The organism is Flavobacterium sp. Root901 (assembly GCF_001429765.1).
Classification (GTDB): Bacteria; Bacteroidota; Bacteroidia; order Flavobacteriales; family Flavobacteriaceae; genus Flavobacterium.
Map to the genome: position 1 here is coordinate 180,275 of NZ_LMJB01000007.1, position 24,434 is coordinate 204,708.

The window sequence follows — 24,434 nt, forward strand, 5'->3', positions numbered from 1 at the left end:
TGAGTTAAAATTAGAATGTAATATTTAAAGTAACAGCCCAAGTTCTAAGCGTTGGATAATTCTCAGAAGAACTATCGTACATATTACGGTAATGATCCGGATATGGGTTATATAAATCCCAAAGGTTATTACCTGTTACACCAACTGACCATTTTGAAATTTTAATTTTATCTAAAAGATCTTTTGGTAAATCAAATCCTAATGTAAGGTTTCTAACTGTACATCTAAATGTATCTAACTGCCAGAAATCAGATGGTACTGCAATATAATCCTGATTTGCCAAGTTAGGGTATCTTCCGTCAACGTTATCATCAGCATACATATCATTCCAGAAAGTTTCACGTCCCCACATATTATGTGTTGATGAAGTTCCTTGTTTTACAACATCTATTGCACGGTATCCTCCCCAAGATGTTGCGATCTGAGTTTTTAAGAAGAATGATTTATATCTTGCGCCTAAATTAGTTGTAAATCCGTATGTTCTGTTTCTGTTTACCAATTTTACGTAATCCTCATTTTTAGTAATTTGTCCGTTAGGTCCTGCCTGAGAACCATCTGTACTGTTAAACTGTCCGGCAACATCTTCATAAGCAAGCATTCCTTTTCTCATGTTTGAAACGTTTGAAATCCCCATGTAGTTTGGATTAACACCAGCTGCTGTAGCACGTTCTGTAAGGTATGACCAGTAATTTGCCACATCTTCATCTGTACGCAAAATACCATCTCCTGTAGAAGTTCCTTTCCATGTTCTGAATCCCCATTGTGGGAAAAATAAAGAGCGTCCTGCTTCTGTTAAATTGTTTGAAGGATGCATTAAAGCTGGTTCCGGGAATTTTTTAACTTCATTGTCAGATAAACCAAAGTTTACACCAATGTTATAGTTAAAGTTTTTATTTACATTATCTTTCCATGTTACACTAACCTCAGTTCCCCAGGAATCTACTGCTGCATAATTTTCTTCGGCAAAACCACCTCCTACAGAGATTGGAACTCCAACTGCTCCGGCCATCCCGGTCAGCATGTCTTTAGATTTATCATAATAGAAATCTGTTGTAATAGATAATCTGTTTCTTAATAACGTTAAGTCAAAACCTAAGTTATTTTTGATTGTTGTATCCCAGCCTACATTTCTGTTTGGCTCCACTCTTGGTGTAATACCGTTTCCTAATACTCCTCCGTTAGATCCAAACTGGAATCCTTTATCTGCAATAACATCATAAAGTTTCATCCATCTCCATGCATTGATATTGTCGTTTCCTGTTTTACCAATAGAGTAACGAATTTTAAAGAAATCTATGAAAGAGATGTTATTAGTAAACCATTTTTCTTTAGAAACAATCCATCCTGCCTGAAGCGATGGAAAGAATCCCCAGTAGTTTTCTGGAGCAAATTTTGTTGAGGCATCACTTCTAAAAAGAAACTGAAGCATATATCTAGATTTGTAGCTGTAATTAATACGTCCTAAATAAGATAGAGTTCCCTGTTCTCCTTTTAATGCAGTTGAGTTAGTACTTAAAGTTCCGGCAGTCTGATAAGATCCTCCATAATCCTTTCCTGTATTTTCAAAAGCTAAACGTGTGCTTTTAAATTCTGATTCTGAACGCTCTACAGAAAACATTGCTCCAACTTCATGATTATCAAATGTTCTGTTATAATCTGCAAAGAAGTTAGCCTGAATAGATTTAGAAAAATTACTATCATAATAAACTCTTGAATTACGAACATTTGTTTCAATAACATAATAGTTATCTACACCATTATTTTGAGTAGTTGGTAATGCTGCACTCGCTAAGTGACCGTCTAATTTTTCATAACCCATAATTCTGGCTAAGTCATAAGGCAGCTGAACTTGTTCAGTACTTGAAGAAGTCTGGCTTCTTGAGTACGTTCCTTTAAGAGATAAACCTTTTATAAATGGAACTTTATAATTTAACGACATATTTACGTTATAAGAAAAGTCATTTGAAGTTTGCTTAGAGCCATTGTTTATGGCCGCAAAATAATTCCATCCTGCAATTGTGTTATTTGCATTTGCAGATCCTAAAGTACGATCTGTTCTTGGAAATGGAGACATATAATATTCCTGACCATTAACTGTAGTCTCCCATGGAATATATTTTGGCATGTGAAGCAAAAATCCGTAATCTGCCTGTTCACCACCTGCAGCAGAACCGTAACTGCTGTCATTAATATTGGCAGACGCTTTAGTAAATGATTTTTCGATATCACCGGAATTACCAGAAACAGCCGCAGAAAAATCTAACGAGTTATTGATTTTTGCTGTCATCCCTGTACGGAAATTCCATTTGTTGTAATCTTGTCTTCCTAAATTTGCTCCTTGTGTAAAGTAGTTAATACCTGCAAAATAGGTTGCTTTTTCAGTTCCTCCACTTACACTTAAAGTATGTTTTTGCTGAATTGCCGGTTTCCACGCTTCTTTTAACCAGTCATAATCAAGATCTCTCATTTCATTTAACTCCGTATCTGTAAAAAGATTTGATCCGTTAGTACCAATATTATTTGAGCCTTTGAAAAATCTGTTTGAGAAAACACCATAATCATAAGCAGACATCGTTTTACTATGACTTACAGCATCATTTACTGCAAACTGGCTAAAATATGAAAATGTTGGCACACCGCTTTTTCCTCTTTTTGTTTTAATTACGATTGCTCCCTGAGACGCACGAGAACCATATATAGCCGCAGACGCATCTTTTAAAACTGTCATGCTTTCAATCTCAGAAGGATCTAATCTGTTAAATGCATCCAATGACGGTCTCCCGTTAATTGGGTCAACCTGAATCATATCATCGATAATGATTAAAGGAGTTTTTGAACTTCCATCTTTTGAAAAGCCATATGTCTGACGAATTTCAAGTGAAGAAGCATCACCGGGACGACCTCCTCCATCGATTACACTTAATCCGGGAACTTGTCCTCTTAATGCTTCTGATAAGTTAGAAACCGGAAGTTCCTGAATATCTGATGCATTTATTGTAGCAATTGCTCCGGTAAGTTTTTCCTTTTTCTGACTTCCGTATCCTACTACAACTATATTCTGTAATTCGTTTGAGTCTTCTGTTAATTTCACATTTACTGTAGTACGTGTTCCAACTGCTACTTCTTGCTTTCTCATTCCTATAAAAGAAAAAACTAAAGTTGCATTTGGTTTTACTTTAATTTGGTACTGACCATTAAAATCAGTTGTAACTGTATTTTTTGAAGATTTCTCAGTTACGTTTACCCCTGGAAGCAGACCAGATACATTATCAGTCACAGTTCCTGTTACTGTTACCAGATTTGAATTTTGAGCATAACTCATCACAGTCATCAGTGTAAACAAAAGAAAACTACATCTCTTTAAAAGTGCTTGTTTCATAAATGTTTTTTGTTTTTTGGTTAGGTATTAGTGTTAGTTTAGTCATGTTAAATGTGATTTATTTTAATCGTATTAAAATTTAAAAAAAACTTTAATCAAACTTAAATTAAATGTTAAAAACACATTTATTTTGTATTCCAAAAATATAACGATGACGAATTAGAACCGTCCTGTGCTATCCTGCTTTGATAGGATTATCTAAAAAAAACTAACTCAAAAAAACAATATTAATAAAAAAAAGAAAGAAAAAATGGACGAAACAGAAAAAACGAGCAATAAGTTTGAACATAATAAAATAGAAGTTCTTCTTTTAAAACGAAAACGAAAGAATTAGCATTAAAAATAATTATTCTCTGTTTTTTATGCAAAATTTGACAGTGAAACACTGTACTTTAATGAGTTAAGTTTAGCCTGTAAATACAAAAAATGACTCCTCCTTTTTACAGAAAAGTCATTTTTTAAAGTATTAATCTTACAACATGAAAACGTTTTCGCTTTACAAAACATTCCTTAAATTTTTACTAAAAAAATATTTTTTTTAAACGTAAAATCTGACCAATATTCTTTTACAAAAGCTTTTTTCAGCGGTATTAAATGAGAATTAAATGTTTTTTAGTTAGTAATACTGCTGTAAGAGCAGTTTGCATTTGAAAATAGCTTTAGAAATTACTGGTTGGGATTCCAGCCATTCAGAACTAAAATTCTATCATACTTTTTAATATCTTCTTTTTTCAACTGATGCGACCAGGCGGCTCGTAGAGACAAATCTTTTGCGCCTGAACCTTTACTGGCAAATTCTGCATAATAAGCGGTTTTATCTTTGTCTGGAAATCTGGTATCAATCCACGCATTCCAGCCTTCCGGAATAATATGAGGCCCAAGATCTGTATTGATAAAAACGGTTTGTGCGTAAGGTCTCCAGGGCCTTCCCAGAAATACTTTATCGACCGATTTGTCTTTTGCAGTAAGTTTACAATCAACGAAAACAAACCCGTATGCCTGGCCTTGCGGTGTTGAAGCTGCTGTAATATAGGAATTTGTTAAACTCTCTATTGTACATTTGTAAAAATAAGCGGTAGCCGCGCCAAAAATAAAATCAGTAGTGCCGTTGATAAAACAGTTTTCAAGATATGTGCGAGTTTTTTCTTCAGATAAATAAAGCGTATCCTGATTCCCTAAAAGATTACAGTTTTTAATAATAACTCTATCGCTTTTAATATGAAGGGCCACCGCTTGTCCTACTCTTCCTGCTGTATTTTCGACAGTAAGATTTTCAAGCGTGCAGTCATTTCCTTTTATCAAAAAAGAATACGAAGTTCCGGTACCAAAAGCAGTTTTTCCAGATTGATCTTTCTCACGAAGCGGTTTTCCTGAATAGTCATCAAATGAAATAATCGTTTTATTTCTGTCAGTTCCTTTTAAAGTAATGAACGTTTTAGAAACTGGAATTTCTAATTTCTCTTTATAAACTCCTTTCTTTATAGTAATCACCACACGTTTTTCTGAATTATCTTTTACATTATTGACCGCTTCCTGAATGGTTTTAAAATCTCCAGAACCGTCTTGTGCAACGATTAAGGCTAATTTATTATCGAGCGTTTGCGCTGTTACTGAAAATGTTATTAAAAATAAAGCTAGAATATATTTCATAGTTTCTTATTTATTGATTTTGTCATCTTGACGAAGGAAAGATCACACTAGAAATTCCGCAATCTTAATCGTCAATCTTTGTCGAGTTACGCGTGTGATTCTTCGTTCCTCAGAATGACAAACTGTACGGTTATTAACAGACATTTAAAAAATAAAAAATCCGTTTTCATCCGCGTCTTTACGAAGTAAATCCGTTTCATCCGCGTCCCAAAACCCTAGTGCGACATCCAAACCGTCATTTCCCCTTTTCCTTTATTTCCCCACGCAAAATACGGAATCAATTTCACAGGAACCGAAGTTGCATCTTTAGAAGAAAGCGGTTTATACAAAGCCTCATTCCACGAATTATTCGAATTGATAACCGCTTCTGCATCAATACTTACTAAATTTCTATTGTTTAATGTAAAAGGATTAGTTGTAAATTTTGATTTCAAATCCAAAGCAACATCGTTTACACTGATTTTTGCCGGAAGCTGATCTGATTCTAAACAATAAACAATCGGTCCTCGTTTTACCGCAACCTGATTTTTAACTTCTTCAACCAGCGGATTTGCCTGCATTAATTCAACCGGCATCGGAAGATTTAATTCAATAACATCTCCTTTTTTCCATTTTTGATTTATTTTAAAATAAGATTCTGAAACCAATTTTTCGTTCAGCTTTTTATTATTTACATAAATCTCAGCGTTCTGACTCCAACCCGGAATTCTTAAGAAAAAGGCTTGTTCTCCTTTTGGCGCTTTTACGATTTTCAACGTTATTTTTCCGTCCCAGGGATAATTGGTTTGTTGCTCAACTTCGAGAATTTCTCCGTTTAATGTTTTTGTATTTAATGAATTGCTTCCGTATAAATTCACATACAAACCTTCTTTCGAAAGATTGTAAGCATAATTTCCAACTTCGGCAATTGTTCTGGTTACGTTTGGTGCACAACAATTTGATAATGCAATATATCCTTCACGTTCATTTCCCCAACGCTGATGAAAAGGCAAATCGTTTGAAACATTCAGCGGATTATTATAAAGGAATTTTTCTCCTTCTAAATCCATTCCGGAAAGTACACTATTGTAAAGTGCCAATTCTACAACATCTGCATATTTGGCATCTCCCGTAATCTGCAGCATTCTCCAGTTCCACAACACATTTCCAATATTAGCACAAGTTTCCGTGTGAGCCGTTGCATTTGGTAATTGAAAAGGTCTTCCGTAAGCCTGATGGATTTTCTGCACAACCGTTGGATCATAAGAAGTTCCGTCTGGTGAAACGCCATCATATAAAGAACCGCAGCCTCCCGTAATGTACATTTTACGATACGCTACATCATCCCAAATTGACTCTAAATTATCCAGCAATTTCTTTTCTCCGGTTTCTGCATATAAATCGGCGATTCCGGCATACAAATAATTCGCTCTTACGGCGTGTCCCATAGCAGTTGTCTGCAGTCTAAACGGAATCCTGTCCTGATTGTCGTCTGTTCCGTCGTTTGTTGTTCCGCGAATGTCGATTAAATTATTGGCCAACTCCAGATATTTTGGATCTTTTACGGTTCTGTACATTTCGACAATTCCCATATAATGTGACGGGCAAATGGCATTTCTCGCTAATTCCGGTGAAGCCTTTTTGTAGAAATCATATAAATAATCAGCAACACCTTTTGCAATATTCAGGAAATTGGTTTTTCCGGTTGCGCGGTAATGAATGCAGGCAGCAGTCATTAAATGTCCCATATTGTATTTCTCAAAACCGAGTTGCTTTTTCACTTCTTCCGGGCCTAACGTTCCCCAGCGTTCGTCAATTAAAACCGGCGTATGAATGTAACCGTCTTTGCGCTGTACTTTCGCGAAAAGCGCAATTGCTTCATCCATTTCGGCATCAAGCTTTTTATCTTTTGTAACGGCATAAGCAGCCGCCATTCCTTCAAAAATTTTATAAAAATCACCATCATGAAAAGAAGGTCCTTTAAAAACACCTTTGCTCAAACCTGCAGCAATTTCAAAGTTTTTATAAGCATGCGAAACCGAATCGTTATGATACAAATCCCACATGTATGGCAGGGTATTTTTGGTTTCAACATCAAATTGTTCTTTCCAGAATCCGTTTGTCCATTTTACATCTTGTAAACCAACGCTTTGTAACTTCGAATACGGACTTTCTGAATTGGCAACTAATCCTTTATTCTGAGCAAAAATCGTTGTAGAAAAGAATAAAGCTGAGATGATGATGTTCTTTTTCATTTTGAATTTATTTTTTTTTGCCACGAATTACACTAATTGACACTAATTTTTCTTTTTTTGCCACAGATTAAAAAGATTAAATTAATTTTTGATTAAATAATCTGTGCTAATCATTTTAATCTGTGGCAGAAAAATTATTCGTGGAATTAGTGTAATTAGTGGCAAACTCATTATTTATTTTACAAACAAATTAATTGTTCTGCTCATGGTATCTCCTTCAGCATCTTTTACGGTTAATATAAAAGAAGCAAATCCAGATTCTACAGCCGTAAACTGAATTTCTTTTCCTTTTAGGTTTATTTTTCCGTTTTTAAGATCTGAGAAAGTATACACTGGTTTTCCTTCAAAACCTTTGAAATAATCTGCAGCATTCAAAGTCAGTTTTTCACCAGATTTTATAAAGAAATGCGGTTGCGCCATCCAGTCTAAATAATTGTCCAATTGTGTAAATCCATCTTTATCTGTATCCGAATTAGCATCTGAAAAATCGCCTGCTTTTGAATTTTCGTTTAAACCAAAAGCTTTTTCCCACCAGTTTGGCAATCCGTCATGATCGGTATCCCAATCTGCCGGACGTGTTTCAGAAGTGAAATTTGGCCATCCGCCAGCATCGGCTTCGTTGTCTATTAACCCGCCTAAACCGCTTTTGCTTCCTTTATAAGTAAAAGTTCCTTTTAGTGTTTCGTCTACAATTCGGTTATCGTGTTTATCAAAAAACGGCTGATTCGCCCCAACATCCGAAAGTACATTTTTATAAGCTCCTTTTGCTGACTGTGTATTTATATAGGATTCGAAAAATGGTTTGTCTACAAATGTTTCGTAATCTATTTTTTCATTATTCGTTATCGTCGATTTTCTACCTTTATCCTGATTTTTTTCATCAAAATAACCCGGCATAACATTTCCGCTAAAGAAATAACGTTGCATTCCTTTTCCAACTCCTTCATGCTGTGCATTTAACGCCACAAAAATCTGCGTTGACGCTCCCGGCTTGTAATAATTGTTTACAAAGTTTACTTCATTAGCTCCTCCGTCAGTTGCTCTTTTTCCCCAATTGTAAACCACATTATTGGTAATATCTACTCTTCCCGTGTAAAATCCGTCACCGCTTAAACCGCCGCCAATACTCCAGTTACGCCCTTCATTGTGTGCCAATAAATTGTGGTGAAAACTTCCGATATCTCCGCCAATTGTAGCCGCATAACCGTGCATTTTTCCAACTTCATATTTGTCATGTCCGGCCACATTTAAAGCTTCTGAAATTAAAGTTCGCTGCAGCGAAATATGATGCGCTCCACGCGAACTAAACGATTCATCAATCGTCCAGCTGATCGAACAATGGTCTATAATGCTGTAATCTGCACCTGTTAAGCCCATTCCGTCAAATGTTTTACCGCCTCCAATACGAACTTTCAAAAAGCGGATTACACCGTCATTTCCTGTCAATCCGATTGGTGCGCGCGTAATCGTAATTCCTTCTCCCGGAGCGGTTTGTCCGGCAATAGTAATATACGGCTGATTTACAACCAATCTTGAATCCAATTTGATATTGCCCGAAACATTAAAAACGATAGTTCTTGGTCCAATTTCCTGATTTACAGCGTCACGCAAACTTCCAGGCCCGTCGTCATTTAGATTAATAACTTCAATTACTTTTCCGCCACGTCCTCCAACAGCAAAACGACCGTAACCTTCAGCACCCGGAAAAGCCAGTTGTGCAGGTTTAAACGACCAAACGTTTCCTAAAGTCACATTTCCTTTACTGTCAATTTCGTCCACTCTCCAATAATAGGTTGATAAACTGTATAAATTTGAAAGCGGAAAAGCAGTTTCAGTCAATTTCCCTTTATATTCTTTTGAAGACTCATTTGCATTTGTAACCTCATTTTGATCTTCACCAAAATACAATTGATGCGCAACCGCATTTTTAGAAGCATCCCATTTCAGGATAATATTCTTATCTGCAACATGTTCGTCTCTGTTTGCAGGCTGCGGAGTACGCGCCTGATTCATTAAATTCGGCGTATCAATTTCAAAACCATTAATCACGATTTGCTTGACAATATCAGGATTTGTGGTTGGCTCAATTTGGAAACTAATAATTACATCTTTACCTTTTTCAGCATTAAAAGTTATGTAAGCCATTGAAGCATCAATCTTTGCATTGGCTCTCTGACTGGCATTTATTGTTTCTGCCAATTTTCCGTTTACATAAATTTTTATTGGAGAAAAAGTTTTTCCGTTAATCACATCAAACGCATTGTGAAACGTTAAAAGCGTATGCTTTCCTGCTGTCAAACCGCTGATTTTTAGCTCTAAATTTTCAGCCGTTACCAAACCGTCACTTCCTAATCTGTTGTAATACGGAGCGTTCATTCCCACTTTGTACCATTTAGAAGTAAAGTTTCCTTTTAATTTAAAATTTACTCCGTTAAAAGTTTTCTCGTCTTCTTTGTTTTCATTGATTACCCAAGCCTCATAACTCGGATCGTGAACTTCTTCCAATCTTCTTTGAAAAAAATCAAAATCGACTTTTACTATTTGTTTTTCAGTGTTTTGCGCCTGCCCGTTTACTGCCAAAAGCATAGCAAAAGAGCCAACTATTTTCTTTATCATTTCTATTTATTTTTATTTTTTTGGTCTTGTTACTTTAATTTTCTTTTTTCTTCTATTGATTTTCCTAAAAGATTCACGATGTCTTTTGCGCGTTCTTCAGGAATAACTTTTATGTCTTTTATAATTCCATTTATCAGTTCAGCTTCAATAACAGTATTTTGCGAAGCATGTAATTTAAAATGAACGTTCCAATCTTTTGGCCAGGCGGGAAAAAGATAGATTTTTCCATCAGCTTCCTGCAATAACATTTCCTGCATCCCGATCATTCCCGATCCACCCCAATTATGATCCGGAACCCAGTCAAAACCCGGTCCCCAAAATGCCGGAAATCTTCGATCTGAATTGGCCATTTTCAGCAGATTGTATTTTTTTGCTTCTTCTGTCAAACCCAATCTTGCCGAAAAAATATTGTCCTGTTTCCATCCAATATGGCTTCTGAATTTAATGGCATCGGCATCGTATTTCCATGTATTTAAAGCCGTTTCTAAATCTGGTTTCCCAATGCTGTAAATTCCCCACGGATAAACCGGATACAGTTGCGGAACTTCCGAATTATTTACTCTTTCCCAAGATTTTGCGGGAACCAAAACTTTATGATTTTCAATGTGACCAAAATTTAAAGGCGGAATCCTGGTTTGAAATGCTTTTAAATAATCGATATCTTCTTTCAATAATTCTTTCTGTGAAAGGTTTAAAAGCTGTTCTGTAATAACCTGTAAAGCCGAAATTGTGCTATTAGAATTGTTCGTCATTTTATACGTTTCCGCTCCGGAACCCGGAAAAAGGATTAATTTTCCGTTTCCGTCTAATGCTTTTCTGCCTCTTTGTTTGGCCAAATATTGATAATGTTCATCAAAAAAACGAAGACAGCTGATGATAAAGGGATTGTATTTCTGAATATCTTCTCCCGCATATTCTTTCTGCTGTAACATCATCCGGCAGAACTCCAAAACCGTATCCCATTCGTATTCCAGCCATGCATTGTATTCCATTCCCGGATCGTAATCTGAAGGACGTTTCCATTCGTATTCAGCTGGATTTGGAAGTCCGAAATTTTCTAATTGTTCTGTGAAACATGCTCCATTGTGTTTCCAATAAACCTGACTTCTTAATTCAGCATTTTTTTGAAGACTCAAATAATAATCCAGCTGAGACTTCATCATATCAAAATCACCGCTTTTTAACATCGGTAAATAAACCAATCGCTGGTTTTGAGCCGTCATCGTTCCTCCACCCCAATTCCTGAAATCGGGTGTAAAATTCAGGTCTTTATTCGCGTAAACAGGATCAACTGTAAATAATCCGCCGTTGAATTTTGTTGGATATTTCCCGTAAGCATTGCATCCCAGCATGTATCGGAACAGCTGATAATTCTGTCCAATTTGATAAACCGAATCTTTCTCAATCGATTGATTTTTTTGTGTAAAAATAAAACTGCGATTCCAGAAAGTATTCCACCATTTTATCGTGTTTTTCTCAGCTTGTTTGGCTGTGTTTTTATTTTCAGTAATCAAGGTTTTCAAACCATTATTCCAGTTAGAAAAATCAGATTGACTTGTGTTTAAATAAATTTCTAAAGCCTGTTTTTTAGAAGGTTTTATACTTGTCAAATTAAAACCTTTAAAATCGGTATCCTGATATTTTCCTAAATAAGTTCCGTCAGGTTTTAGATTATCACCTTTCATAAATCCACCAAAAGTCAGATTGGCAATCGGGTTCATCATTTGGTCTTTTACCGATTCCATTTTTTGTTGTTTTACAGCAACGTCAAAAACAGTTTGTTCGCGGTTTCTGTGATAGAATTTCACTCCGTTATTTTCAAAAGCAATCGAATCTTTAAAAATGATGATGTCCCCCTGAGGCGCCCATTTATAGGAATTGGCATTGTTTTCTTTTCCTATTGAATGATGGTTCTGATATCGCCAGCTCTCATAAGAAGCCGTCATTTTCAACGGATTTTTACTTTCTAAATCAACATGAATAATCGGTTTAAAAACATCCACCCAAAGTTTGATTTTGGTATCATTTTGCTTCACTAAAATATAGCCGTCTTTCAGTTTTAATTCCTGATAAAAATCTTCTCTCCCTTCAAAAGGATTCGGACTTAAACTTACTTTTACACGGCCTAATTTTAATAAAGCATTATGCTCGTCAAAAGTCCCGCTTCGCGAAAAATAAAAATACAAATCGCCTTTTTCGACCCAGACATTCGCACCAGTATCCCCACCACCCAAAGGCATTGATTCTGACGAATTTTTGCTTTGTGTTGTCCAGATTGGGTTGTAATTTTCAAGCACAGGAATTTGTGCTTTGATACAAAGCGTGGTGAAGAAAGAAAATATGAGTATGAATTTTTTCATTTTTACGTTTCCTGCAAGGTTTTGGAAACCTTGCAGGAATTTTTTTTTTGTTTTTCTCCCGCAGATTTAGGAGATTTTGCAGATAAAATATAATCTGCTCAATCAGCACAATCTGCGAGAGATAAAATATTAATTATTACCACCAAGCAATTTTAAACATCTTCTAGATACCTACAAGGTTTTGGAAACCTTGCAGGAGCGCATTTACCTTACCATTCATCCGTTCTAAAAGAAGAAATCGGCAAACCGCCCGTACTGAATAATTCCGCTTTCGCGAAATCTTTCCACAAATAACGAACAGCAACTGGTTTGGCAACTTTATCAGAAGTCAACACCACTGATTTTCTTCTTACTACGGTTTTAGCAGGATAAAAAACTTTGTCTTCCCCGGCAATTTCAAAACCTAAAACTTCCTTATCATAAGCTGTAATTCCGTTTGGAACATCATCAAAAGAAACTGTTACTGAACCGTCTTTTATCTCCATGCTTTTGTATTTCGGACTTTCGAATTCGAAACCTTCAACACCGTATGTTTTTGCTAAAACCTGGAATGCCAGACGATTTCCGCCTTTTTCCTTATCTGTCGGGTGAATATTATTTTCTTCTCCAACATCCATCAAAACAGCCATTCCCGAATTCGGAATTTCTGCTGAAGCTTTCAATTGTGCTTCTCTCAAGTAAGCCGAATTGTATTTTTCCAGATAATCTTTTGGATGAAAAGAAGCATAATTAAACGGCGCAATCTGAGCATAGTAAAACGGTAAATCGCCTTGCTTCCATAAAGCTCTCCAACTGCTTACCATTTTTTTCATTAACTCTTTATATTCAGAAGCTCTTTCGTAATTCGATTCGCCCTGATACCAAATGCAGCCTTTGATTCCGTAACCAATTACCGGAGAAAGCATTCCGTTAAATAAAGTCGTCGGAATACGATTTGGATCTTTCGCTAATTCTTCTTTTGTGGTCGGAATTTTAGCGCTTGTAAAATCTTTCAGCATTTCCTGATTCATCCACGCTTCCATACTTGAACCTCCATATGAAACATGAATCAACCCAACCGGAACGTCTAAAACTTCCTGCAAAAGTGATCCAAAATACCAAGCCGTTGCACTAAAATTAGCAGTCGATTTTGGTGAAGCCACTTCCCATTTTCCTTCAAAATCATCTTTTGGTTCTAAAACTGTCGCTCTTGGAACGGTTATAAAATGTATGTTTTTATTTGTCGATCTTACGATAATTTCGTTTCCATTTCTTACGGGTTGTCCAGGAAAACCTTTCAATGGCATTTCCATATTGGATTGTCCCGAACACAGCCAAACTTCGCCAATTAAAATATTTTTAATGGTTATTTTTTCGATACCTTCTGCAACTTCAATTGTAAAAGGTCCACCTGCAGTTGGCGTTTGCAATTCTGCTTTCCATTTTCCTGAAACATCTGCTTTTACTTTGTAGATTTTAGAATTCCACGATGTTTTTATGGTAACATTTGCATTCTTTTCTGCCCATCCCCAAATTGGTGCATTCGACTTTTGCTGCAGCATCATATTATCCGAGAATAAAGCGGGTAATTTCATCTTTGCATTGATTTGAAGGCTGGATAAAACAGCCACAAATGCAATAATTGATTTTCTAAAATTTCTCATTTTTTTATTTTATGTTACAACAAATTAATTTTGTTGTTATAATATGAATCATTCTTATAATTCATCGGGTTAAAACCCGACGCTACAATATGAATCGTTCCTATGGAACTTTTACGTTATAAACCAGAGCCATTGGCCCGAAACATATTATAGGGCTGGACTTTAGTCCAGTTTATATGGTAAAACAATAATAAAAGCAATAAGCTCTGCAGGTTTGTATTTATTTCTCCATTATAATCGTAACCGGCCCCAATAATCCCGCTTTCAGCAATGGATTCCCTTCCAAGCGATATGGCGCGGTTGTCCAGGTTAATCTTTCTTCTTTTGGTAATTTTTCATCACCCATTAATCGATTTGCCCAAGTGTTGGTTATTTTTATTACGATTGTATTTTCTCCTTTTTGTAATGCATTCGAAATATCTGTTTTATAAGGAAAAGTCCAAAGCGTTCCGCAGTCTTTTCCGTTGATTGAAATCTCGGCGATATTGGCAATTTCTCCTAAATCCAACCAGATTTTATTTGAATCTTTTCCTTTCCAGACAAACTCTTTTTTGTAAATTACGGTTCCTGAATAATATTTAATCTGATCATATTCTGCAGTACTCCAGTCAAAAAGTTTGTTGGTTTTTATGACTGCTTTCGGACCTTTAAATTCCGGATCAAACTGCAATTCCCAATTTTCATCCAGAACCTGAACTTTTTCAAATTCAGCAACTTTAGCTTTCGCTAAAACTTCTTTAGTTTCTTCCTTAAAAATCACAAAACCAGATTCATTTTCATTTAATGATAAAGAAACAATGGTACGTCCATTTTCGATTTTCCAATTTTCTAATACAGTTGTTTTATCGGTTACAGGATTGTACCATTGGGGTAATTTTCCTGAAATTCTAAATGAAGCTTCTAATGTTCTTTTTTGTTCTTTTTGATTTGAAATAAAATAAATATCCTCAGTTTCTGATTTGCGGTGTGTCCAGGCAATAGTTTCTGAATCGGCTCTGTTTAAATTTGAAAAATAAACGTCCTGCGTAATTCCGATTGAAGCAAAATCATTATCTAAATATGGAAGTTTTATAACAGTTCCTTTTCCTATTTTCCATGAAGATGCATTGGCATTATTCCAGATTTCATCTACTACATTCTGCCATTTTTTTTGATCAGCTTCTGATTGAATTCCGGGTTGCAGATTTGGTTTTTCATCCACAAAAATAGTTGCGCCAGCTTTTATCAATTCTAATATTTTTTCGGCGGAAGCCAGAGAAATCATTTTATTGGGAGCCATTTTATGACTTCCCGGAAACAATAAAGCGCCGTATGAAATTCCACCGCCAAATGTTATTTTTCCGTTTTCTACTTGTGCTCTGCTAATTAAAACATCAGCATTGAATGAATCATATTGATAGCCGTTCATCGCATTTGTCCATTGCGATAAATCGGTTGAATTTTTAGATGAAGTCACTTCTTTTGGCGCTCTTAAACTCGGCTGACCTTCATTTTCCAATCTGATTTTTTCGCTCTCAATTCTTTCTTTCCCAAAAACATTCGAAATAAAAGGCACTAAGCGATCCGGAAGCATCGCGCGAGACGGCAGATCTTCGCCAATAAAAACGGCTAAATCAATAACAGGTTTTCCCTTTTGCAATTGAAACTGTACTCTCTGGCAATAATCAACCCATGCCTTACCGGGTTTCCACCAGGTTTGATCTCTTTGAAAATAACTACCGACGCCGTCTAAAGTCATTCCCGGTTTTCTGTCTGTCCACGGATTATGAACAAAAACGTGATAGAAAAATCGGTTGATTCCTAAAGCGTAATTTCTGTCGGCCAGCGTTTTAAGATTTCCGGGATGTTCGTCCCAATCCATTTTTAATTCTGTAAACGCTTCTGCCTGAATTATGCCTTTCCCGTAAATATGTCCGCCCGAAATCGCATCGAGCATATCGTTTGGTTTGTCGTGTGTTGGACTTTTCAGCCAAAATTCACCGCTTGGATAATCGACATATTTAAAATGCAAAAGTCCGTCGCTCATCATGGTTGGCGCAACATTTTCTGAACTGAATTTTACATTGGATTCTTTGGCAATATCTTTTAATGTTCCGAAGAAATTCTCTGCAACTAACTCAGAAATTGTTTTTCGAACATCGTACAATATTTTTTCCGAAGTCTGAATATCTTTCACCGGAATTCCAGCCATAACCGGCAGAAAATCAACAATATCGTAACCTCTTCGTTTTTTAAATTCATCCCTAAAAACAGGCGACCAGTTTTGGCTTCCGCATTCCCAGCTGTCCATATGAAGGATTTTAACAACTTTTGAAGCAAGTTCCGGTCCTGCAGTCCGTAACATTTCTCCAAACCAATGATCCAGTTGAAAACGAATGGCTTCGGTATTAAATTTGTCTACTTCTAAACCTCTTCCCGCGCCTGCCGTTGCGTTTTCGTGGCCTGTAGAAGTATATCCAAAACGAATAATTCTCCAGTTTCCTTTTGAAGGAGATTTCCAATTTAAAATTCCATTTGCATCAACAAACTTCGAAATATTAATCATTTTTGAAGGATCAATGCAATCTGATTTTCCAATTTGCTCTTCTGTCGTCTGTGGACTTAATCTCCAGATTGCGCCCGATTTTCCCTGATAATTATCGATTAAAGCTTCGTTTGATAAAATGATTTTGGCTACTTTTAAGCCCTGATTCCATTTTGCGGGATCTAGATCTTCTGCGCCGGGTTCTGTTCCAGCCGGATCATAAACGAATCTGAAATATTTTGCTTTTGTCGGAATTAAACTGTGTGTATAAAACGTGTCTGTATCCTGCCAGCCTTGTCGCGGAGTTGTCAATCTTCCCAGACTTTTGAAATTTTTGCCATCGTCACTAATTTCGACAATCAAACGATGCGCCTGATAGTTATTTCCTTTGGTTTCAATCTGAATGGATTTGCACAAAAACGGCTGATCAAATTCATACTGAATCCAGCCTTTTTCTTTTAATCTAAATTGATCTTCTTTGGCAGAATCAGTTAAAAATGAAGCATCAAAATCGGCTAAAGTTGATGTAACTTTTGGCTGTTTTTGGTAAGAAGTGACAATTTCTTCGTTCTGCGGAATTGCAAAAACGGCGATATCTTTATAATAATCTTTGTAATGATTTGGAACTTGTAATGCAATGTTTTTGAAATTATTTCCACTTACCGCGAGATCTGACCAAACCACTTTTTGCATCGAAATTTCCGGCGTAATCCAGGGTCCGCCTGCAACAGCAAAACCGTCTGCGGGATGAAACGCGATTTTTACCCCCAATCGGTCTGCTTCTGTCAATGCCCAATGCACCAAATTCCAGAATTCCTTGCTCAACTGTAAAACCGGCGGATTCATCAATGGCGGATTTGCTGGACCTTTTATGGTCATTAAATAGGCACCTCCAATTCCGGCTTGTTTCATCGCTTCTAAATCGGCGGTGATGCCTTCTTTAGAATAAGCGCTTTGCATCCAATACCAATACACCCAGGGTTTTGAGGATTCTATCGTGGGCTGAAAAAAGGCATTTTCTTTTTTATAGGTTTCCTGTGCGGAGACGAATCCCGCAAGAAGGAAGATAAAAAAGAGGTATTTTTTGTTGAGCATTATTTTATTTTTAAATCTAATAATCTTTTATAAATTTTAATGATCTCCTTAATCTGCGGGAAAAATTTGCTCTCGCAGATTTTGCAGATTAAGGGGATTATTTTGTCATTCTAATATAGCCAATGGTTTCAACCATTGGGACTTAACGTAATTTCCAATACGTTTTCCCAAGGTTGAAACCTTGGGCTATGTTTAACGATAATTCTCCATTCTGTATTAAATCTCGCATGATTCTCCTTTGTCGAAATGACAAACAAAAATTAATCCTTAACTTAAATCTAATACTTAAACTTCTTCAAACTTTCCTCCAAACCATTTTTAGCCGAAGTAAAAGGAACCAAGTAAAAACTATACTGATAATCTTTTGCCGGAATCTGATATTGTTCTAACGGCTGAGCCACAATCGTCCAGCTGTCGTTTCCGCCAACTCCCATTTGGATTAAATCAATATTTACGGTCAAAAATCCCGGATCTTTTAAATCAAAAGTATGTTTGGCGCTTAAATTTTCCTGCGTGTACGGCCATGCACTCATGCTTAAAGGCTGATTATCCTTTACAACCAACAAACCTTTATTTTTCTGCGGAGTCGTAAATGACATCCATCTTACTTCTGTTCGGTTGGCGTTTTCCTGAGGTTTTACGTAATGTTCTAAAAAGTCGTTTATTGGCAGAGAATATTTCCCAACAGTTAAACCTGAATTGCGATCGATATAATTTTCTAACTCACCTTTTCCGTACCATGAAATCTGATCAAATTTTCTTTGGATTCCCATTTGCATGCCGACTTTTGGAATGTTTGGTAATTTATTGGTAACTTTTAAATTATAATCGACTTTTATGATTCCGTCCGGATTGATGTTGTAGACAACGTTTACACTTGCGCTGTCTTTAATCACTTCATAATTACTGGTGATTTTTATTTGAGAACTGCTTTTATCAATTTCGATATTGGTTAATTTTGGTTTTGCTACATACCATGGTTTCAAAAGTTTGTGAGATTTCCAACCGCGTTTGTCATTGTCTGTAAGCGGTCTCACAAAATTTGGAAGCAATGGCGCAAAAACTTGTTCCTCTCCATTAAAAACATAGGAACTCAAAGCTCCGTTTGTTTTATTAATTGTGATTTCGAATGTTTTTCCTTTTACTTTAAAATCAGAATTAGAATCGGTTACTTCAGCTTTATTTCCTTTTTCTTCGAATGAATTAATCTCTTTCTTTTGAATCAAAAACTGATCTTCTGCAACGGCATACCCTTTTGGTGCCCAATCTTCATTTTGCGGAAGCTGAAATTCTATGTTTAAAAAATATTCTGCTTCTTTTTTCATTTTTGGCAGATAAGACTTTACATCTAAAGTTACCGATTTTCCCGCTTCAGCTTTTAAGGACTGAAGGATTTGCGTTTTGATAATTTTCCCGTTTTCTAAAATCTTTAAAACCGGAATATAATAGTCTAAAGACCGAACCGACTGACGATTTTCTATTTCAATTTTAAAATCATCTTTCATCGTTGAACTCACAGGCTGAAATACCCATTTGCATTCATAAATAGAACCTTTTGGTTTTCCGTTTGAATCGACAACTCCTTTTGTATTGAAGTTTCCGTCATGATATTTTTCTCCAAAATCCCCGCCCTGAGCAAAAAATTCCTGCCCGGTTGCCGGATCTTTTTTCAATAATCCCTGATCTTTAAACTCCCATATACAACCTCCGATAACTCTTGGAAGCGAACGGAATTCATGCCATAATTCTTTTAAATTTCCAACTGAATTTCCCATCGCATGAGAATATTCCACAAAAATAATTGGACGTGTATCTTTCTTTTGATCGACTAAAAATTTAGGGGTGAAAACGCCCGGATAAAAACGGCTCACCATATCTACATAAGGTTCGTCCTGCGGGTTTTCGAATCTATAAGCGTGATCAATTGTTTTTGGATATCGCGGATCAAGCGGATCAATATAGCCGTCTAATTTTGGATTTCCCTGCGCCGGTTCGTAATGCACGGGACGCGTTAAATCAAAATCATGAACCCAGCCTGCCATCGCAGCATGATTTGGGCCTTTTCCACCTTCATTCCCTAAACTCCACATTACAACAGATGGGTGGTTTTTATCGCGTTCTACCATTCTGGTCATGCGCTCCATGTATGCGTTTGTCCATTTTGGGTCGTTGCTTAATTTTCCGCCAATTCCGTGTGTTTCCTGATTCGCTTCGTCCATAACCATGATTCCGTATTTGTCGCATAAATCATAAAAATAAGGATCGGCAGGATAATGGCTGGTTCTGATAAAATTGAAATTAAACTTTTTTATCGTAATAATATCTTCTAAAATATCCTGTTTAGTAACAGCTTTTCCGCGAACGGGATGATGATCGTGACGATTGATTCCGTATACATATGTTTCTTTTCCGTTGATGAGCATTTTACCATTTTCTTTCGAAAATTCTATTGAACGGAAACCTACTTTACAGCTTTTTACTTCTGTAATTTGGTTGTTCGCATCTTTTAAAACCATAATCAAAGTGTACAGATTTGGTTCTTCTGTATTCCATTTTTTTGGATTTTCGATCGTTTCCTGAAACATTCCAAAACGGACATTATCCAGACGCGGATAACTTTCGTTCAACATTTCGTTAACCGATTTTTTTAAAGGTTCTTTGAATAATGGTTTGTTATTGGCATCATACAACTGAACTTCAAAGTTCTGATTTTTAATGGTATCGCCTGTAAGATTTTCTAATTTTGGTCTTAATTTAAAAACCGCATCTTTGTATTGTTTGTCTAATTTGGTCTGCACAAAGAAATCCTGAATACGGACTTTTGGCTCGGCCATAATAAAAACATCACGCTGGATTCCGCTCATACGCCAGTGATCCTGATCTTCAAGATAAGAACCATCGCCCCAGCGAATTACCTGAACCGAAACTACATTTTCTCCTGCTTTTAAATACGGTGTAATATTAAATTCTGAAGGCAGGAAAGTATCTTCTCCATACCCTAAAAATTCCCCGTTCAGCCAAACCTGAAAAACAGAACTTACGGAACCAAAATGAAGTGTCACATTCAGATCCTTCCAATCTTCGGGAACGGTAAAACTGCGTTGATACGATCCAACTGCATTTGATTTCTTCGGAATAAAAGGCGGATTTACAGGACGAAACGGGTAAACCGCGCTTTTGTAAGCCGGAATATCATATCCTTTTAATTCTGAATTTGACGGAACTTCTATTTTGTCCCAGCCTGAAACTTTTGTTTTATAAAAATCCTTTGAAGCTTCTTCTAAATTTATGGCATATTTATAATCCCAATCGCCATTCAAAAGTTTAAATCGGCTTTTGGTTCTGTCGCCTTTAAGCGCGTCTTCAATATTGGTATACGAATAAGCAGTAGCACGCGAAGCATCTCTGTTAATGCTTGTCACAGTTGGATCTTCCCACGGTGCGTAAATGTACTTTTTAGGTTTTTCTGGTATTCCTGCTTTTTCGCCTGTAACAGTTTGTGCCTGAGAATTGAAAAAAGTGAAAAGTAGGATGTAAAATGGGAATACTGGTTTCGGTATCGAAAATCGAAACTTAAAAAAGTGATTTATTTGAATTGGTTTGAACATTTATTCTATATTTTTTATTCGCTGTTTTTACTCGCATTTTTGTCATTTCGACGGAGGAGAAATCTCCGTAAGAAGCTCTACAAAGTATTTTCTTTCTTTGTGGAATATTGTCGCGGAGATTTCTCTTCAGTCGAAATGACAAACTATTTCTTAATTATTTTGTGGTTATTAAACCTGACAATTTTTAAAAACCTGTCTGGTTTAAAACTCAAAACTCATAACTTATAACTCATAATTACTTTTTAACCTTTTTCTCAGGCGGAGCCACAAAATTCAACTTACTTTTTCCTAAATCTTTTGAAGTTGCAATTGCAATTCCGCGTTGTTCTGCTTTATTAACGGCACAATAAAAATGATACACAACTCCATCGTGTTTTACAACAAATGATTTGTGTGCAAACATATCGTCATAAGGTTCAGATGATTTGACTAAATCTTCACCTTTCCAGTCGGTCCAGTTTACCAGATCATTTGAAACTGCAAAACGGTTAAAGGCACCCTGATTCCAACCTGTCCAGAAAGCTCCAAAATAGAACATCACCCATGTATCATTAATACGCTGAATATAAGCATCTCCAGAGATTCCTTTATGATGATTGATTAAAGGTTTATCACCATAACGCTCCCAATGTTTCATATCGTTGGATACTGCCATAGCAATACGTTCAGCGCCTTTAGCAGGATTTAAACTATCGCCACGGGCGTTGTAATACATTATAAAGTTGTGTCCCGTTAATTTGTCTTTATCACGAATCACACTGTTTTTGTACATCGTACTATTATCCCACCATCTGGCGTCTTTGTCTTTTGGTGTTAAAACCGGATTTTCTAATCTTTGAAATTTATGTGGTTTTGTCGGTGCTTCTTTTGTATACGCCATTCCGATAGACAAAATGCCTGCTTCGTAACCTTTACTGTCTCCGCCAAAATAACTCATCCAGTATTTATCTTCGTATTTTTCCCATTCGTAACTTCCGCCCCAAGTCATGTCTTGCAATGAAATATAGCCCGCTTTTTGGTTGACATCCCAGTGTTTTTCATTTTCTGAGAAAGACATTACTTTTCCTAAATGTTTCCAATCTAAAAGATTATCGCTTTCTGCCAGCCAGGTTTCGTAACCTCTCCCGTCATAGATTAAATACGTCATGTACCATTTACCGTCTTTTCTAAAAACGCTTGGGCAGTCCATTTTATAAGAGTTGTCTGTTGGCACCATCACCAATCCGTATTTATAAGGTGTTTTTATCTCTTCATAAATTTCCTGCATTACGTTTTCTGTAATTTCACGCTTTTTGTATTTGGTCGCGCAACTGCTTATAAACAGTGTTGAAATGGCGATAAATAGGTATTTAATTTTCATTGGTTTGTGTTGTAATGGCACGCGGATGACACTGATTAAACTGATATTCGCTGATTTTTTTATTTTTATTTCTTGCCACAGATTAAAAGATTATCACAGATCATCATCGTTTAAATTAAAATAATCTGTGTCAATCCGTTTAATCTGTATAATCTGTGGTCAATTATTTCTTTAATTCTTTTAAACGTAAATCCATTACGTTTTTGTTCAATTTTACTTTTACCATTCCTGTTGGATGGAATCTTTTTTTCAGATCGATGGCGTTGTAAACTATCGTGTAAACGTCATTTCCTTCCGGGATTAGGCATAGTGGCGTTCTCATAATATCCCACCATTTATCTACTTTGGTTTCAATTGGTAAATAATGTGCTTCATGCCAATTTACTCCATCTGCTGATAAAGAATATCCGATCATGTTGGGTAAATGATGTCCCCAGCCGTCCGGACCTCCATCGAAAATCGCGATGTACAGGCCGTTTGGCAACTGACTTACGATTGGATTTTCAACAAATAACGGATGTATTGATTTTATCGGTTCCAAACCTTTGTTCATTCTTAACCACGGTCCTTCTAAACTTTTAGATTCGGCTAAAGCCACGAACCAGCCTTTACCTGATTTCTTTGGATAATCCGCCCATGAATTAAATGGATATGCCCCGCTGTAAAATCCGAAGAATTTATCTCCTACCTGATACGGAAAAAAAGAGGCCACACCCTGACGTCCTTCCCAAGGTTGAGAATCTAATCCCGGTTCCATAATAATTCCCATATCTTTATAAGGCCCACCAATTCCGTTGATGCCTTCAACAGTCGATTCGCAACGCCAAATTCTTCCAAAAGAATGATTGGGTTCTATTTCTTTACTTACCGTGTACGCCAAATAATAGCCGTACCATTTGTTTGCTTTTTCATTAAAAACCGGCATATAAGACCAAATGGCAGCGCGACGATCATTCATGGGATTATCATCTTCGGTTACGGCATAAACACCACTTGCCTGATAAATGGTTGATTCTCTTTTCCAGTGAATCGCGTCTTTACTTGTCCAGTGTCCGATCTTGGTTTTTACGCGATCGTAATAATAATCTACGCCTTTTTCTCCCGCTCTTTCGGTTGGAAACATATGATAAGTATCGCCGACTTTTACCACACGTCCGCCTTCAAAACCTCCCTGAATTCCTTCTGTCCCAGACATTCCTTCGTCGATAATGGCTTTATTTTCTCCGCCGATAATTTCGAAAAGCGGTTTTTCATCTGAAAATCCTTCGACAATAAAAGTTGGGTTCCATAATTTTCCGTCCGGGAATTGGGCATTTCTTGGTTCTAGTTTTTCAGAAGCTTTTACCACTCCTAAAAAGGCAAATAATCCTTTTCCGAAATTGAGGGTTTGTGTTCCTTTAGAATAAGAAACTGCATAAATATTTATTGGAGGAAGTCCGGTAATGGTTACTCCATTTTCTAAAATTAATTTGGCATTTTGAAGTTTCTCTGCTTGAAGATATTCACCATTTTTCTCCTGAAAAACACCAATTAAAACCGTTACCGCTTCTTTAAATTTTAATTGCAATGAAGCATTATTTCCATTTTTATATTTTTCTAACGGAAGTTCAATTCCTGTCAATCCTTGTAATTCGGGAGCTAAACGAATAATATTGTGTTTGCTTCCAGAAAATACATGTGCATATTGTGTCGTTTTGAATGTTTTGTAGTCTGATTTTACAATTTCGAATGAAGCTGGTTTCCATGTATTTTGTGCTGTTGCCGAAAATTGCACGCAGATTGAAAACAGCACTAGAAAAGTTGCTTTTAATTTGAAATTGTATTTGATATTTTTTGAAAACATTTGTTTTTTTATTTTTTATTGATTCCGGAATTACCATCAACCTTGTTATTTCGACGAAGGAGAAATCTCCGTAAGCAGCTCGACAATCTAATTCAAACTTTATGGAGTTTCTCGCGGAGATT

10 protein-coding genes are annotated in these 24,434 nt (G+C 36.4%); all 10 read right to left on the reverse strand.

The annotated features are described in order from the left end of the window. Nucleotides 1-10 precede the first annotated feature (10 nt). The 10 genes from ASE21_RS14165 to ASE21_RS14210 all read right to left on the reverse strand — a co-directional run bounded on the left by ASE21_RS14165 (nt 11) and on the right by ASE21_RS14210 (nt 24,312). A complete protein-coding gene (locus ASE21_RS14165; protein WP_057123338.1) occupies nt 11-3,379 on the reverse strand; it encodes a SusC/RagA family TonB-linked outer membrane protein in 3,369 nt (1,122 codons plus the stop codon). Between the two features lie 666 nt (nt 3,380-4,045). Beyond that, nucleotides 4,046-5,029, reverse strand: coding sequence for a pectinesterase family protein (locus ASE21_RS14170; protein ID WP_057123339.1), 984 nt, complete (start codon nt 5,027-5,029; stop codon nt 4,046-4,048). Nucleotides 5,030-5,244: 215 nt separating this feature from the next. Continuing rightward, on the reverse strand, nt 5,245-7,263 hold the full coding sequence (locus tag ASE21_RS14175; protein WP_057123594.1) for a glycoside hydrolase family 127 protein: 2,019 nt from the start codon (nt 7,261-7,263) through the stop codon (nt 5,245-5,247). A 174-nt stretch (nt 7,264-7,437) separates the two neighbouring features. Then, nucleotides 7,438-9,879 (reverse strand): hypothetical protein, encoded by a 2,442-nt coding sequence (locus ASE21_RS14180; RefSeq protein ID WP_057123340.1) that lies wholly within the window; start codon nt 9,877-9,879, stop codon nt 7,438-7,440. A 29-nt stretch (nt 9,880-9,908) separates the two neighbouring features. Continuing rightward, the gene (locus tag ASE21_RS14185; RefSeq protein WP_057123341.1) at nt 9,909-12,239 is read right to left on the reverse strand and encodes a DUF5703 domain-containing protein; all 2,331 of its coding nucleotides are present in this window, start codon (nt 12,237-12,239) and stop codon (nt 9,909-9,911) included. Between the two features lie 209 nt (nt 12,240-12,448). Beyond that, complete coding sequence (locus ASE21_RS14190) at nt 12,449-13,882, reverse strand: sialate O-acetylesterase (RefSeq protein WP_057123342.1); 1,434 nt, start codon at nt 13,880-13,882, stop codon at nt 12,449-12,451. A 220-nt stretch (nt 13,883-14,102) separates the two neighbouring features. After that, nucleotides 14,103-17,501 carry a glycosyl hydrolase gene (locus tag ASE21_RS14195; RefSeq protein WP_057123343.1) on the reverse strand — a complete coding sequence of 1,133 codons (3,399 nt, stop codon included), beginning with the start codon at nt 17,499-17,501 and terminating at the stop codon, nt 14,103-14,105. 278 nt (nt 17,502-17,779) lie between these two features. Next, nucleotides 17,780-21,109 (reverse strand): glycoside hydrolase family 2 TIM barrel-domain containing protein, encoded by a 3,330-nt coding sequence (locus ASE21_RS14200; protein WP_057123344.1) that lies wholly within the window; start codon nt 21,107-21,109, stop codon nt 17,780-17,782. A 235-nt stretch (nt 21,110-21,344) separates the two neighbouring features. Beyond that, nucleotides 21,345-22,469, reverse strand: a complete 1,125-nt coding sequence (locus ASE21_RS14205; RefSeq protein WP_057123345.1) for a glycosylase — start codon at nt 22,467-22,469, stop codon at nt 21,345-21,347. A gap of 163 nt (nt 22,470-22,632) precedes the next feature. After that, nucleotides 22,633-24,312 carry a hypothetical protein gene (locus ASE21_RS14210; RefSeq protein WP_057123346.1) on the reverse strand — a complete coding sequence of 560 codons (1,680 nt, stop codon included), beginning with the start codon at nt 24,310-24,312 and terminating at the stop codon, nt 22,633-22,635. Between the last annotated feature and the right edge of the window lie 122 nt (nt 24,313-24,434).